We start from the raw sequence: 15,152 nt of genomic DNA, 5'->3' as shown, positions 1-15,152 counted from the left end.
TCGTCAGGGCTTGTCGTTGCCGGCTAGCACCGCGACGCCATCGGCTGCCACCACGCCCTGCCCTTCGGGCAGGACGAACACGGGATTGATCTCCGCCTCGACAAGCCGGTCGCCAAGCGTGGCAACCATGCGCGAGAAGGCGACAATCGCTTCGGCAAGCGCCTCCACATCCGCCTTCGGCCGGCCCCGGAAGCCATGCAGCAGCGGGGCTGTCTTCAGGCGCCCGATCATTTCCAGCGCGGCCTCGCGCGTCAGTCCGCGTTCGCCAGGCAGCAGCCGCAGCGTGGTGTCGCCGAACAACTCCGCAGTCACACCGCCCATGCCGAGCAGGATCGCGGTGCCCAGCGCGTCGCGGTGCATGCCCAGAATGACTTCGACGCCGCCCTTGACCATTTCCTGCACCAGGAATCGTTGGGGCGCGATACCCGTGGCCGACTGCACGTCGCTGGCCATTTTTGCCAGCCGGCTTGCTACCTCCGCACGCGGGACATTGACTGCCACGCCACCGACATCGCTCTTGTGGGTGATCTCGGCCGACAGGATCTTCAGCACGACATTGCCGCTGAAGGCTTGCGCTGCCGCCATCGCCTCGGCGCCGTCGACAACAACAACCTCCTTGGCAACCGGCACGCCGAAACCGGCGAACAAGGTCTTGGCCGCGGCTTCGTCGATCGAGCCGGTGCCATAGGCGGCGAGATCCGGCAGCGGCAGCGTCGGGGTGCCCGCTTCATCGATCGCGCCGAGCTTGCCCGCACGCAGCATCGCGTCGATCGCCACCGTGCACGCCTCCGGCGCGGAAAAGGCCGGCACGCCACGACGATTGAGCAACGATGCGACTTCCGGCGCATGCGGGCTCACATACGCAATCACCGGCTTGTCGCTGCCGGGGAGGCAGTCGCGAATGGCATTGGCCATCAGGTCTGGCATGGCCAGGCTGGACGAGCCCACGATCACTGCCACCGCGTCATAGCTCGGGCTATCGAGCAGAATGCGGATCGCGGCGCGCAACAGGTCGGGCTGCAGCCCGGCCAAGGTCACGTCGATCGGATTGCGGTCGAGCGCCGCGTGGTCACCCTTCTGCAGCGCGCGCAGCTTCGTCGCGGTCGCCTCGTCAGGCGCGGGTGTCTCGAAGCCGGCCACGCCCAGGCTGTCGGAGACCAGCGTGCCGGCGCCGCCGGTCGAGGTCAGGATCGCCACACGGTTGCCGGTCAGCTTGCGGCCCGTAGCCAGGGCGGCGGGCATGTCGAGCAGGTCCGAGAAGGTCTGCGCGCGGATCACGCCCACCTGTTCGAACAGCGCGTCATACATGCGATCCGCACCAGCCAGTGCACCGGTATGCGACACCGCGGCGCGCGCGCCGCTCTCGGAACGGCCGATCTTGAACGCCACTACCGGCTTGCCGGCGCGCGCCGCCTTCAGCGCCGCACGGCGGAAGGATTCCGGATTGCGCACGCTCTCGATATACAGCGCGATCACGCGGGTGGCCTCGTCATCGGCCAGGTAATCGATGAAGTCGGCCAGGTCCAGGTCCACTTCATTGCTGGTCGAAACCAGCTTGGACAGGCCGATCCCACGCGCCGCAGCGCGCGACAGCAAGGCGCCGAGGATGCCGCCGCTTTGCGACACCACGCCGATGCTGCCGGCCGGGAACTGGTCCATTTCCAGCGCACCGCTCGCCGACAGGGGGATGTTGTCGGTCAGGTTGACCAGGCCAATGGTATTGGGCCCCAGCAAGCGCATGCTGCCAGCCGCCTCAATCAGCTCCGCCTGGCGCCGCGCGCCCTCGGCACCAGTCTCGGTATAGCCGCTTGCCAGCACAATGGCTGCGCCCGCGCCGCGTTGCGCCAGGTCGCGCACCGCTAGGTGCGCACGCTCGGCTCCCAGCAGCACGATGCCGACGTCCGGCACTTCGGGCAGCGACGCAATGTCGGGATAGCAGCGCAGTCCGTCGATCGAATCGACCTTGGGATTGACCGGGTAGATCGCCCCGCCGAATCCATGCTTGCGCAAGTACGAAACCGGGCGGCCGGCGGTCTTGGAGGGATCGGCGGAAGCGCCGATCACGGCAACGCTGCGCGGCGTGACAAGTCGTTGGATCGCATTCATGGTGTCAGGCCCTGGTGGCGGTCTTGTTCAGGAAAGCCAGCACGGACTCGCGATGCTCGCTGCTGGTGTAGCAGATGCCCTGCGCCTGGCTGCCCTGTGCAAAGACCTGGTCGGCGGGCAGTTCGAAGGACTGGTTCATGATGCTCTTGCCCAGCGCGATCGCAGTGGCCGAGCCCTGGCTCAGTTCCGCCGCCCAGTTCAGCGCATCGCCGATCAGCGCTTCGGGCTTGCTCAGGCGGTCGGCGATGCCAAGCGCCTTGGCCTCCTTCGCCTCGACCTTGCGGCCCGTGAAGACCAGTTCCTTTGCCGCCGACAGTCCCACGCGGCGTGGCAGGAAATACATGCCGCCACCATCGGGAATCAGGCCCCGGTTGATATAGGACCAGGAGAATGACGCCGATTCGGACGCCAGCACGAAATCGCAGCACAGCGCAGTATCGGCACCCAGCCCGGCTGCGGCACCGTTGACCGCGGCGATGGTGGGCTTGGGCATGGTGTGCAGCAGCTTGACGGTGTGATGGACCCGCTGCTGGCGGCTCCAGCCGTTGAAGCCCACCTCACCCTGCGGCGCTTCCATGCGGCGCTGCATGCCAGCCACGTCGCCGCCGGCGCAAAAGCCCTTGCCGTTGCCGGTGAGCACCAGGGCGCGAATCGCCTTGTCCGCCGCCACACGCTCCAGCGCGTCGATGAACTCCAAGCGCATGTCGTCGCTCATGGCATTGCGCTTGTCGGGGCGGTTAAAGGCGAGCAGCGCAATGCCAGATTCAATCTTCAGTTCAATCAGGGAATAGTTGTCCATGGTCCTGTCTGGTTCCTTTTGTGCGATCAGTGCATCGGTGCGATCTGGTTCTCTACGCTTGCAGCGCTCAGTCGGCCGTGATGTTCGCGTCCTTGATGACCTTGCTCCAGCGCTGGCTTTCGGCCCTGACGTAGCGGCCAAATTCCTCCGGCGTGCCGCCACTGATGGCAAGTCCTTCCTGCTCGGCGCGCTTGCGGAACGCATCGGTTTGCACGGCCTTCTTCGCCGCGGCGTTCAGCCGGGTAATCACTGCCGAAGGCGTGCCGGCCGGCACGAACAGGCCATACCAGCTATCCGCCACGTAATTGGGAACACCGCTTTCCGCGATCGTCGGCACCTTGCTCAACGCCGGCGCCTGCGAGCGCTGCGCGGTCGTGACCGCCACCGCCCGAAGCTTGCCGCTCTCCAGGTGCGGTGCGACCGCAGCCGCGGTGGCGAACATCACATCGACCTGGCCGCCGAGCAGGTCCGTGATCGCCGGGCCGGCACCGCGATAAGGAACGTGGTTCATATCGACCTTGGCCATACTTTTGAACAGCTCGCCGGCCAGGTGTGCGGACGTGCCTGCGCCTTGCGAGGCATAGTTGAGCTTGCCCGGCTTGGCCCTGGCTGCCGCGATCAGGTCTTGCACGGTCTTGATGGGGCTGTCCGGCTTCACCACCAGCACGTTGGGGGAGCGGCCCACCAGCATGACGGGCGCGAACGCCTTCTCCGTATCGAACGGCAATTTCTTGTGCAGGCTCGGGTTGACCGCGTGGGCCATCGTCGCCATAACCAGCGTGTAGCCGTCGGGCGCGCTTTTGGCCACCGCATCGGTGCCGATAATGGTGCTGCCGCCCGGCTTGTTGTCGACGATGACGGGCTGGCCTAAGTCCGCGCCCATGGTGATGCCCATCGCACGTGCAACCAGGTCAGTGCCGCCGCCGGGGGCGAATGGCACCACCATGCGGATCGGCTTCTCGGGGAAGGCTGCGAGCGCAGGCAAGGGAGCTGCCGCGGCCATAAGGAGCGGGATGGCTGCCGTGGCAAGCCGGCGGAAGAAGCCGGTACAGAACAGATGCATGATTTGTCTCCTGGAATGAGTCGGAACGCCGCGGTCGTCAGACTGCATGCACCGGGCGTATTTCTTTGTTGAAGACAGCTTAGGCGCTGGCAGGCAATTCCACACCCTACCAATTCCACTGAATGGAATTAGTGATCCCGGCAAGCTGTCGGCAAAAAAAAATGGCCCTGCAGAGCGCACAAACTCTGCAGGGCCAACCCTATTCCCCAAACCAGTCCCAGATCGCCAGCCGAGGGAATGGAGGACTGCAAACAGACGCCGGACCCGAACCCGGCGAGCACATTACTCAGGCTTGACGTTCCGCTCCGCAATCAACTTCGACCACTTGTCCCCGTCCGCACGGATCTGACCTGCAAATTCCGAAGCAGTCGACGGTGCCGGTGTCAGGCCCATCTTTGCCAGATTGGCCTTGACGTCCTTGTTCTCCAACGTCTTGCGAATGGCCTCATTCAACGTCTGCACAACCTTTGGCGGCGTGCCGGCGGGCACCATCATGCCGTACCAGTTCTCCGCATGGACGCCCTTGATGCCGCTTTCATCCAGCGTCGGCACGTCCGGCAGGTATGGCAGGCGTTTGGCCGTGGTCACGGCGACAGGCTTCAGTTTTTTTCCCTCGATGAACGGCAGGAGGCCCGAGGCATCGCCGAAGAACGCATCCACCTGTCCGCCGATCGTATCGGTGATAGCTGGTGCCGCGCCCTTGTACGCCACGTGCAGGAACTCCGCCGAGGTCGAGGCCTTGAACAGCTCGATCGCCATGTGCGGCATGCTGCCGATGCCGGATGACGCCAGCGACACCGGACGGCCGGCCCGGCTCTGCGCCACTAGGTCCTTCGCCGAGCCGATCTTCGACTGCAGCGGTACCACCAGGACCTGCGGCGTGGTGACCACCAGCGAAACCGGCATCAAATCTCGGTCAGGGCGGTACGACAGGTTCTTGTACAGGGACGGATTGATGACAATGGCCCCGGCACTGGTCAGGAAGAAGACGGAACCATCCGCCGGTCCCTTGGTGACAGCGCTGACGGCAATGGCGCCGTTGGCCCCGGGCCGGTTGTCGATGATGACGGTGCGCTTGAGTTCCGTCTCCAGTTGCTTGGAAATCGCGCGCGCCAGCGCGTCCGCCGGCCCGCCCGCGGGGAACGCCACCACCATCCGCACCACGTCGCCGGCCATGGCCGCCTGGCCGAATGACACCGCCAGTATCGTGGCCAGCGAACCCTTCAGGAAAGTCCTTCTCATGTTGCAATGCCTCCTTCTGTGGGTGCTGGCGGTCAGCCGCCGGCCGCACCTTGCGTATTGACATAGAGCGTATAGATCGAAGTACAGGACGCCATGAACAGCCGGTTGCGATGGCGTCCGCCAAAACACAGGTTGGCACAGCGCTCTGGCAGGCTGATATGCCCGAGGGGTTCGCCATCCGGGGCAAAGATCCGCACGCCGTCGAGTTCGGGCGTGCCCATGCCCCAGCCGCACCACAGGTTGCCGTCAATATCGACGCGAAAGCCATCGGGGGTGCCGGGCCCGGCGTCAACCAGTACTCGGCTGTCGCCCAGCGCCTGGCCACCTTCGCTGACCCGGAAAGCGCGGATGCGGCGCGGCCGCGTGCGCGACTCGATCACATACAGCACTTCCTCGTCAGGCGAGAATGCCAGGCCATTGGGCCCGCTGACGTCATCAGCGACGATGTCGAGGCGTCCGCTGACCGGATCAAGGCGGTAAACGCGCTCCGGCAGTTCCGAAGTCGCCTTCTCGCCCTGGTAGTAGCCGGCGATGCCGAACGGCGGATCAGTGAACCAGATCGAGCCGTCCGACTTCACCACCACGTCATTGGGCGAATTCAGCGGCTTTCCGTCATAGCGGTCCGCCAGCACGGTGGTGCTGCCGTCATACTCGGTGCGCGTGACGCGCCGGCCTACATGTTCGCAGGTCACCAGCCGCCCCTGCCGGTCGCGGGTGTTGCCGTTGGCATGGTTTGACGGGCTACGGAAGACGCTGGTGTTACCGGTCTCCTCATCCCAGCGCAGGATCCGGTCGTTCGGGACATCGCTCCACAGCAGGTAGCGGCCATCCCCGAACCAGACCGGGCCTTCGGCCCAGCGGCAGCCGGTGGCAATGCGATCGATCGCTGCAAGGGGCAGGTGGTATTTCTCGAAGCGCGGGCTCAGTGCCTGGACGCGCGCATCCGGATAGCGCACCGGCTCGGTCGGCGCAAGAAAAGAGTGCATGGTCATCGTTCAGACCGGAGGATCCGGAAAGAGGGTTATCCGTAGAGACGGGACGGGTTCTCCGACAACACGGCGCGCAGCAGTGAGTCATCGCCGGCCGCAACTTGCAGCCAGCCCAGCAGCGCACGGTCGTCCGGCACCGGATAGGACAGGTTCGGATGCGGCCAGTCCGTGCCCCAGATCGCGCGGGTGGGCGCCGCCGCCAACAGGTGCTCCAGTACGGTGCGCGCCTGCGGTGCCTCGAGGTCACCCGCGGTGATGCGGTCCACGCCCGAGACCTTGATCCATACCGATTCATCGCGCAGCAACGCGCAGACGTTGTCAAGTTGGCGCGCCAGCCCGGCTTCAGAGACCGCAACCCGCGCCATATGGTCGATGACGAGCGAGGTGCCCAGATGGCCCACGGCTTCGACCGCCCGGACCACATCCCCCGGCGTGCCATGGACCAGCGCGTGCCAGCCATACGGCCGGATGCGCTCGACAATCGCGCGCACGCGACCCGCATCGAAGGCATTGCCGAGATGGCTCATCAGGCCGATGCGTACGCCCTTGACGCCCCGTGCCGCCATCTGCGCCAGCAGCGTCTCGTCCATGTCCGGGGCAATCACGGCGATGCCGCGATACGCGCCCTCGCCCGCATCGAGCGCACCCAGCAGCGCGCCATGGTCGCTGCCATAGCAGGCTGCCTGCACGATTACGCCGTGCGTGATGCCAATCGAGCGGTGCATGGCGCGCAGGGCATCAAACGGTGCCGCCTGCGGTGCATACACGGCACCGTCGGGCAGCGGGTGCCGGTCATAGGGTCCGTAGATATGCGTGTGGCAGTCCCACACTACCGGTGAGGCGGGCATATCGGCTTCGTCGCTGGCTGCCATCAGTTCGCCGTCGCACCGGTGTCTTTCACCACCTTGGTCCAGCGGGCGTACTCGCCGTGGATCAGGTCACGGTACTGCGCAGGCGTGCCGCCAGTAGGCTCCGCGCCTTGCGCATGCAGCGCCTTGACCACCTCAGGTGCCTTGAGCGTGGCGTTCAGCTCGCGGTTGAGTCGTTCGACCACCGGCGTGGGCGTGCCCTTTGGCGCCACGATGCCTTGCCAGGTGCCGGAATCGAACCCAGGCAGCACGGACTCAGCCAGCGTCGGCACGTCCGGCAACACCGAAACCCGCTTGACGGTAGTAGCCGCGACCGCGCGCAGTTTGCCTTCCTTGATAAACGGCAGCACCGCGTTCAGGCTCCCCGACATCATGAAGTCGATGCGTCCGGCGAGCAGGTCAGGCAGTGCCGCAGCATTGCCTTTGTAGGGGACGTGGTTGAACTTGGTCTTGGTCTTGTCGGCAAACACCACGCTGGTCAGGTGATCGATGGTGCCGTTACCGGACGAGCCGAAGTTGAGCTGCGCCGGTTTGGCCTTCAGCAGCTTGATGAAATCGGCCGGTGTCTTCACTGGCGAGTCGGCGTTGACGATCAGCACCAGCGGCACGGTAGCGGCGTAGCCGACGGGCGCGAAGATCTGGTCCGGATTGAGTTTGGTGTTGTTGAAGAGCGCCGGCGAAATCGCAATCGACGAGCTGTTGTACAGAAGGGTGTAGCCATCCGCCGGCGATTTCGCCACGAACTCTGCGGCAATATTGCCGCCGGCACCGGGACGGTTGTCGACAATGATCTGCTGACCCAGCCGCGTGCTCATATCGCGTGCAATCACGCGGGCGAGGATGTCGGTCGGTCCGCCCGCCGAGAACGCCACCACCAGGCGAATCGGCTTGTCGGGGAACGTGGCGGCGTGCGCGCCGGATGCCAGTGTGCCGAGCATGACGCCGGCGATAAGGCCCAGCGCCTGGCGGCGTCCGATGCCAAGGGAAGATTTCATTTGCAACTCCAAAGCTCTGCCTGCTGGTTCCGCGCTTGATGCTGCTCAGTCGCAGCGTACGCTCATGCCACCGTCGACCACGATCTCCGTACCGGTGACGAAGCGCGCTTCATCGGATGCCAGGAACAGCGCCGCATTGGCGGTATCGCGGCCATCTCCCATGAACCCGAGCGGAATACGTGCCTGGCGCTGGGCCAGCAGTGCGTCGACATCACCGCCCGCGCGTTGCCCGGCAAGGCGCGCCTCCACCATCGGCGTATGCATCTGGCCGGGGATCACCGTGTTGACGCGAATGTTCTTCTTGGCGTACTCGACCGCGACCACGCGCGAGAGCTGGATGATCGCCGCCTTGGCCGAGGCGTAGCCGACCTGGGCCGAACCGGTCCAGCGGATGCCTGAGGTCGACGCGGTATTGACGATGGCGCCACCGCCCTGTTGCTCCATGTGCGGCAGCACGTGCTTGCAGGTCAGGAAGACACTCTTCAGATTGAAGTTGAGCTGGCGGTCCCAGTCTTCTTCGCTAAGCTGCACCGGGCCACCCTTGGCCGAGCCGCCGACGTTGTTGACGAGCACATCCACGCGCCCAAAGCGCGCCACGCAGGCATCGACCATGGCCTTGACCGCCCCGGTATCGGTTACGTCGCACAGGTGCGAGTCAAACTCTGCATTTGCAGCGTCCAGCCGCTCCAGCGTTTCACGCATCGCATCAGCGCTCGTGTCCACGCAAAAAATCTTTGCACCTTCCTGTGCGAAGCGAACCGCAACGGCGCGGCCATTGCCCCAACCGGGGCCGACGCAACCCGCGCCGGTGACGATGACAACCTTTCCTTCGAGACGGCCAGACATACGGAAATCCTTTTGTGTTTCGGGGTAACGGTTTGAACGCAAATCAGGCGCGTACCAGTTCGGGCGCGCTGCCGTCCGGGGGTACGACACCAAAGACATTGATGGTCATCGAGATCAGCGTGTAGTAGCCAGCCAGGCCAACCAGGTCCACCACCTGGTCCTTGCCCAGCACCGCCATCGCGCGCTGGTACAGTTCGTCCGGCACATTGCGCGTGGCATGCAGCTCGGTCAGGAACTCATGGATCACGCGCTCATCCTCCTTGACGAAGGCCGGCTCGCGCCCGGTGCGGATCACCTCGACCACGTCTTCGGCCACACCTGCCTTCAGCGCGATGGGCTTGTGTGCCCACCATTCGAATTCCGACATCCACGTGCGTGCCATCAGCAGGATGGCCAGCTCCGACAGCCGCGGCGACAGCGATGAGTCATAGCGGCAGTACTGGCCCAGCGCCTGCGCACGGTTGGCCAGGCCTGGGCGGTGCAGCCACATCGCAAGCGGCCCGCGAACCTGCCCGCGCGGCCCGGAGGCAATCGCCGCGTGGACTTCCTGCTGCTCGGGCGTCAGTTCTTCGGGTTTCAGTGGATTGAGGCGTTCCATTCGCTTGCGCTCCGTGTCGACGGTTGGAAACGGAACGCAGGCCAGGGCACCGATGGGGGCGCGATCCGACGGGGTCGGCCGGGCTGTCTCCGCTTCATTGTTGGTTTGATGGAAGCTATTCTGGTCGCCGGCGGCGATAGCGTCCAATACAGTTTTAGGAAGAGACTGATTCCGTTCTAGAATAAGTCGACTTCGTCCTCCGCCTTCCTTAGTCCACGCGCCATGCTCGAACTCCGTACCCTCCGCCTCTTCCTCGTGCTCGCCGAGGAGCTTCACTTCGGCCGCGCCGCCCAGCGCCTGCTGATCTCGCAGCCGCCACTGACCAAGCACATCCAGCAGCTCGAAGAAGACCTCGGCGTGCTGCTCTTCGATCGCAACCGCCGCACGGTGCGGCTGACGCCTGCCGGCTCGGCGCTGGTGCGCGAAGCGCGCCGCATGCTCAACCAGCTCGACGCCACCGTGGAGGCGGTGCGCAAGGCCGAGCACGGCGAGACCGGCCATCTGCGGATCGGCTTTGTCGCGGCAGTGCTGTACATGAACATCGAGCGCATCGTGCAAAAGTTCGAGCACGACATCGGCGAGATCGATATCACCTGGGAGGAGACCAGCACCGCCGAGCAGGTCGATGCGCTGCAGCGCGACCGCATCGACCTGGGGTTCGCGCAGATCGGCACGCCCCCGGGCGAGCTTCGCGCCCATGTCATCCACAAGGAGCGGCTGGTGGTGGCTTTGCCGGCATCGCACCCGTTCGCCAAACGCAAGCGCATCGACCTGGTGCGGCTGGCCGAGATGCCCTTTGTCACGATCCCGCGCGACAGCGCGCCGGCGTACTTCGACCTGGTGACCTCCACCTGCGTTCAGGCCGGCTTCAGCCCGCATATCCGGCATTACGCCAAGCACTTGCTGTCAGTGGTCAGCCTGGTGGGGCTGGGCCGCGGCATCGCGCTGGTACCGGCCACGCTCGCCAAGGCTTCGCTGCCCGGCGTGGCCTTGCGTGACCTCACCGGCGAGCCCGCCATCGCCGAATACTCCGCGATATGGAATCCCGACAACAGCTCGCCGGTGCTGCAGCGCGCGCTGCGTTCTCTCGGCGTGCCGCAGGCGTAGCCCGGCTTCAGGCGACGGATTCGGCGGCGGCAAGGATGTGCCGCACCGGCGTCGTCGCCAGCTTGCCAAATGCGTCGATCAGCATTTCCGCCTGCGCGGGCGCAAGGACGTCCGCCGTCAAGGCGCGGAACTTGTCCCGGATGGCTGCCATGCGCGCCGGATTCTCCGCGGAGCCCGACGGGTTGGCCTGGTACGCAAGCAGCGGCTCGCCGTTCTTCGACATCAGTTCCACCCAGCCACAGAAGCTGGCCGGATATAGCGTGTCGAGTTCGATGTCGCGTACGATCTCGATCTCGTTGGCCAGCGCGACGATCGTCGGGTCCGCCAGGCGGGCCTGCCCGAACTGCGCCGGCAGTACCTCGCCATCCAGCAGCGCAACCGCCAGCGCGTAGCGGGCGCTCATCTGTGCGTTCAGCACACTGCCCGGCGCGTAGCGGTAACCGCATTGCATATCGACAACAGTCGGCATGCCGACGCGAATCGGTCCCTGCCCCGCCCAGTTGGCACGCAGCCGCAGCGCACAATCGACATGCGCATGGGCACTGCCGCAGCAAGCATAGGGCTTGAAGTTGGTCCGGGGCATGTGCCAGTCGCTGCCCAGCCCTTCCAGCAGCCTTTCCGGTCTGGGCGACTCCGAGAACGCCTTGAGCCAGCCGCCGTCGCCGGTCTCGAACAACTGGCTCGGGCCGGTCAGGCCGCGCGCCGCCAGTTCGGCAGCCATCACGCCGGCTTGCGCGCCGCGCCCCGGATGGAAGCGCTTGGAATCCGTGCCGTCGCAAGCGAAGGCAAACAGCCCGCCTGACTGGGTGCCGGCAAGACCCAGCGCCCATGCGGTGCGCCCGGCGTCGAGCCCCAGCATCACCGCCGATGCCGCTGCCGCGCCCAGCGGCGCGCACACGGCGGTCATATGCCATCCCTTCATCCTGGCCAGCGCCGGTTGCAACGCCAGTGAGCAGCGGATCATGGTTTCGTAGCCGACGGCAATAGCGGTCTCGACCCGCTCGGGCGGCACCTCTAGCGTCTCCGCCAACGCGAAGACCGCCGGCAATACGACCGCGCCCAAGTGGACCTTTGCATTGTGGAAGTCGTCCAGCTCGTAGGCGTGTGCAGCGGCGCCATTGACCAGCGCGGCATCGGCGGCCCGGTACGACCGGCCCGGCCGGCCCCATGCGCGTGCGCCGCCACCGCGAGGAGCGAGGTAGCCATCTTCCGCCCAGCCACGGATGGCGTGCGACCAGGGCTCGTCATGCCCGGTCAGGCCGGCGCCGAAGGTATCCAGGGAGAGTCCGCCGACCGCCTGCCGCACACCGTCCGGCAGGTCGGCATTGCGGATGCCGGCGATCCATCCGGCGAGCTCCCGGGTGATGGCGATCGATTGCGTTTGCTGATGCATGCTTGCTTGTCCCCTTCCCAGTCCTTCGCTCAATCGATACGGATGCTGGCTGCCTTGACGATACCCGCGACCTTGTCGATCTCATCCTTGATCACCACCTTGAACTGCTCAGGCGTGGACTGCACGGTTTCAAAGGCCAGCTCCTCGAAGCGCGTCTTCAGGCTGGCTTCTCGCACGGCCTTGTTGACCTCCTGCGACAGCTTGCGGGTGATGTCCGCAGGCAGGTTGGCTGGACCCCAGAGCCCATACCACGACAACAGCTCAAACCCCGGCAGGCCGCTCTCGGCAACGGTCGGCACGCCGGGAAGCTGAGGGATACGCTTGCTGCTGGTGACCGCCAGCACCTTCAGCCGCCCCGCCTTGACGAACGGATACGCGCCTGGCATCGGCGACACCGCCGCCGACACGTGCCCGCCCATCACGTCGTTCAACTGCGGCACGGCGCCCTTGTAGGACACGATATCCATCTCCAGCTTGAACGCGTGGCGGATCATCTCCTCGGCCAGGTGGCTGGTGGTGCCTAACCCGGAGGTGGCCCAGGTGTAGGTCCGCGGCTTGGCTTTCGCCAGCTTGACCAGGTCGCGCAGCGAGCTGGTGGGGAGGCTGGTGTTGGCGACGACGATCAGCGGCACGTGCCCCACCTGTGCAATCGGGGTGAAATCCCTGATGGCGTCGTACGGGGCGTTCTTCGCGACGAGCGGCAGGTACACCTGGCTGGAGGCATTGAAGAGCAGCGTATAGCCGTCAGCCGAGGCCTTTGCCACCGCCTCTGACCCGATCATGCCCGACGCACCCGGTCGGTTCTCGATAACGATCGCTTGCCCAAGCTGACGCTGCAGTTGTGCAGCCACCAGGCGCCCCACTGTATCGATCGAGCCGCCCGGGGTGTAAGGGATGATCATCTTGATCGGGCGATTGGGATACGCCTCACTCGCGAGCGCCACCGGCTGCGATCCGACCATTATCGCCATCGCGCCGATCACACCCAGCGCCGCACGCCGCCCTGTTCTGCCAGTCCTGTTCATGGCTGTCTCCTTGGTTTTTACGCGCTTGCAAAGGCGTCCGGACCTTTTCCATCCGCATGGCACCGCGCTATGCAGGCCACTGTAGGGACGGGCCGGCAGACCGTCCAATACTGTTTCGCTCCATGAGTTATAGGGCTGGCATATGACACGGCACTGCGCTACCTGCGTTGGTTGCGGCTATCCTAGTGCCCTGTCTCGCAAGGAAATCAGCACCATGGAACTCCGGCAACTGCTCTATTTCGTGACCGTCGCGGATGAGTTGAACTTCAGCAAGGCCGCGGTGCGGCTGCACATGTCGCAGCCACCGCTCTCCCAGCAAATCAAGGCACTGGAAGACGAGATGGGCGTGGAACTGTTGGTGCGCAATCGCCGGGAAGTACGCCTGACCGACGCGGGCCGTGCCTTCCAGGCAGACTGCCGCACCGTGCTCGACCAAGTGCGCGTAGCCGTGACTACCGCGCGGCGCACGGCGGCCGGCGACATCGGCACGCTGCAGATCGGCATGGTGACGTCAGGCATCTTCCATGTGCTCCCCACCATCCTGACCCGCATGGCAGAGCGTTTCCCCGGGCTGCATATCGCCGTGACCGACATGGGCTCGGCCGACCAGGCGCATGCCGTGATGCAGGGCAAGCTCGATATCGGCATCGTGCATTCGGTCCCGACGCGCAGCGGCCTCGGCAAAGCCCCGATCTTCACCGAGTATTTCACTATCGTCGTGCCCGAAGGCCACGAACTCGCCGCCAGGCCTGCGCTGGCGCTCCGCGACCTCGAAGGTGTGCCACTGGTGGCATTCTCGCGTGAGCACGCGCCGGCGTTGTTCGACGGCATGATCGCCTCATGCCTGCATGCCGGCTTCAGTCCCGTCATCGCACATACGGCGCGCAATCCACTGACCACCTTCCAGATGGTCAAGCTCGGCCTGGGCGTGGCGCTGGTGCCGCGCTCTTACGCCCGCGCCGGGCTGCCAGGCGTGGTGTTTCGTGAGATCGGCCAGACCGCTGGCCACATCCAGCTCTATGCAATCTGGCGTGAGCAGGCGGCCAGCGATCTGGTCATGCGGGTCGTGAGCGAAGTGATGAGCGAACCGATCGCCTACTAAACTGCATCACGCGCCTTCATGCCACCGCGCTTTGCCCCGCAGACAGCGCAGCCACATAGTCGATGATCGCCGCCACAACCTCGTCCAGGCGCTCCGGCAGCAAGGCATGCGCGGCATCGCGGATGGTGAGGTTGGTCACGCGCTCGCCGAGGTAGTCACGCAACACATTGGCATAGCGCTGCGGTGCAATCACATCGTATTCAGCCTGCACATTAAGGATCGGCACGTTGCCGCCAGCGAAGAAGTCATCTACAGGTGTGCGCTTCTGCGCCAGCGTCTGCATCGTCATCAACTCCGTGTTCCAGCCCTGCAGCCAGGGAGCAGGATCATTGCACGGCGCGAAGAATACCGCGCGCAGGCTTTCCAGACGCACCGCGTCCGGCAGGCTGGTATCGCCGCAACGCTCGATCTGGGCGCGTACCTCAGGCGGAATCGGCACGGCATCGACGTCCTTCGGCACCTTGCCCGCCGAACCGGCCAGCAGGACCAGCGCGCGCACCAAATCAGGCCGGTCGCTGGCCACGGTGCGGGCGATCCAGTTGCCATGGGCATGCCCGACGATAACGACCGGCGTCTGGCCGCCATGCTCGATCACGGCTGCGATATCGCCTGCCCAGTCGTGCAACGTCTTGTCGGCAAGGGGGCCGACGCTGCGGCCATTGCCGCGCGGCTCCGGGCAGAAGACGCGATAGCCGGCAGCAGCAAGCGGCTCGGCCAGTTCCAGCATGTCAGTTGCGCCGCGGCCGAGCGACGGCAGCAAGACGATGGCCGGTCCGGCACCCAGTTCATAGACCTCGATGGAGATCGCCGCCGAGCGCGGTACTTCGTAGCGCAGAATTGCGCTTTGGTTGTCGCCAGCGCGCGATGTTGCCTTCGCTTGCTGCTCCGTGTTGCCTGGCATGGTCTAGTCTCCCTCGGTGTACCGGTCAGGACAAAGGCGTCCTGGACCTTGTCCGGCCTACTGTACCGAGGCCACCCTGTAGATTCCAATATGGAATCTGACTGACAGTTATAGGGC

The 15,152-nt window shown here is 65.3% G+C and carries 14 protein-coding genes; 2 read left to right on the top strand and 12 right to left on the bottom strand.

Features of this window, described 5'->3' with window-relative positions; genetic code table 11:
* Positions 1-3 precede the first annotated feature (3 nt).
* The 9 genes from E1J61_RS26865 to E1J61_RS26825 form a co-directional block, all read right to left on the bottom strand.
* Positions 4-2,106, bottom strand: a complete 2,103-nt coding sequence (locus E1J61_RS26865; RefSeq protein WP_133096976.1) for an acetate--CoA ligase family protein — start codon at positions 2,104-2,106, stop codon at positions 4-6.
* Positions 2,107-2,110: 4 nt separating this feature from the next.
* Positions 2,111-2,905 (bottom strand): enoyl-CoA hydratase/isomerase family protein, encoded by a 795-nt coding sequence (locus tag E1J61_RS26860; RefSeq protein WP_133096975.1) that lies wholly within the window; start codon positions 2,903-2,905, stop codon positions 2,111-2,113.
* A 67-nt stretch (positions 2,906-2,972) separates the two neighbouring features.
* Positions 2,973-3,968, bottom strand: coding sequence for a tripartite tricarboxylate transporter substrate binding protein (locus E1J61_RS26855; protein WP_133096974.1), 996 nt, complete (start codon positions 3,966-3,968; stop codon positions 2,973-2,975).
* Between the two features lie 282 nt (positions 3,969-4,250).
* Entirely contained in the window at positions 4,251-5,210 is a 960-nt protein-coding gene (locus E1J61_RS26850) for a tripartite tricarboxylate transporter substrate binding protein (RefSeq protein WP_243736990.1), read from the bottom strand.
* A gap of 32 nt (positions 5,211-5,242) precedes the next feature.
* Positions 5,243-6,202, bottom strand: a complete 960-nt coding sequence (locus E1J61_RS26845) for an SMP-30/gluconolactonase/LRE family protein (protein ID WP_133096973.1) — start codon at positions 6,200-6,202, stop codon at positions 5,243-5,245.
* Positions 6,203-6,231: 29 nt separating this feature from the next.
* A complete protein-coding gene (locus tag E1J61_RS26840) occupies positions 6,232-7,071 on the bottom strand; it encodes an amidohydrolase (RefSeq protein WP_133096972.1) in 840 nt (279 codons plus the stop codon).
* Positions 7,071-8,063 (bottom strand): tripartite tricarboxylate transporter substrate binding protein, encoded by a 993-nt coding sequence (locus E1J61_RS26835; RefSeq protein WP_133096971.1) that lies wholly within the window; start codon positions 8,061-8,063, stop codon positions 7,071-7,073. Before E1J61_RS26835 ends, E1J61_RS26840 begins: the two co-directional genes overlap by 1 nt.
* A gap of 45 nt (positions 8,064-8,108) precedes the next feature.
* On the bottom strand, positions 8,109-8,909 hold the full coding sequence (locus E1J61_RS26830) for an SDR family NAD(P)-dependent oxidoreductase (RefSeq protein ID WP_133097039.1): 801 nt from the start codon (positions 8,907-8,909) through the stop codon (positions 8,109-8,111).
* A 43-nt stretch (positions 8,910-8,952) separates the two neighbouring features.
* Positions 8,953-9,507, bottom strand: a complete 555-nt coding sequence (locus E1J61_RS26825; RefSeq protein WP_133096970.1) for a carboxymuconolactone decarboxylase family protein — start codon at positions 9,505-9,507, stop codon at positions 8,953-8,955.
* A 222-nt stretch (positions 9,508-9,729) separates the two neighbouring features.
* On the opposite strand from E1J61_RS26825, the gene E1J61_RS26820 reads away from it, so the two are divergent.
* A complete protein-coding gene (locus E1J61_RS26820; protein WP_133096969.1) occupies positions 9,730-10,614 on the top strand; it encodes a LysR substrate-binding domain-containing protein in 885 nt (294 codons plus the stop codon).
* 7 nt (positions 10,615-10,621) lie between these two features.
* Here E1J61_RS26820 and E1J61_RS26815 read toward each other — a convergent pair whose 3' ends face one another.
* Positions 10,622-12,007 (bottom strand): MmgE/PrpD family protein, encoded by a 1,386-nt coding sequence (locus E1J61_RS26815; RefSeq protein WP_133096968.1) that lies wholly within the window; start codon positions 12,005-12,007, stop codon positions 10,622-10,624.
* Positions 12,008-12,036: 29 nt separating this feature from the next.
* Positions 12,037-13,032, bottom strand: a complete 996-nt coding sequence (locus E1J61_RS26810) for a tripartite tricarboxylate transporter substrate binding protein (protein WP_133096967.1) — start codon at positions 13,030-13,032, stop codon at positions 12,037-12,039.
* 214 nt (positions 13,033-13,246) lie between these two features.
* On the opposite strand from E1J61_RS26810, the gene E1J61_RS26805 reads away from it, so the two are divergent.
* The gene (locus E1J61_RS26805) at positions 13,247-14,134 is read left to right on the top strand and encodes a LysR family transcriptional regulator (RefSeq protein WP_133096966.1); all 888 of its coding nucleotides are present in this window, start codon (positions 13,247-13,249) and stop codon (positions 14,132-14,134) included.
* A 16-nt stretch (positions 14,135-14,150) separates the two neighbouring features.
* Here the strand turns inward: E1J61_RS26805 and E1J61_RS26800 are convergent, their stop codons facing one another.
* Complete coding sequence (locus E1J61_RS26800) at positions 14,151-15,035, bottom strand: alpha/beta fold hydrolase (protein WP_133096965.1); 885 nt, start codon at positions 15,033-15,035, stop codon at positions 14,151-14,153.
* Positions 15,036-15,152: the final 117 nt, after the last annotated feature.

The sequence above is a fragment of the Cupriavidus sp. L7L genome, assembly GCF_004353535.1.
GTDB classification, from domain to species: Bacteria; Pseudomonadota; Gammaproteobacteria; order Burkholderiales; family Burkholderiaceae; genus Cupriavidus; species Cupriavidus oxalaticus_A.
The sequence above is the reverse complement of the archived record's forward strand: the minus strand, read 5'-3'. Positions and strand labels throughout refer to the sequence as shown.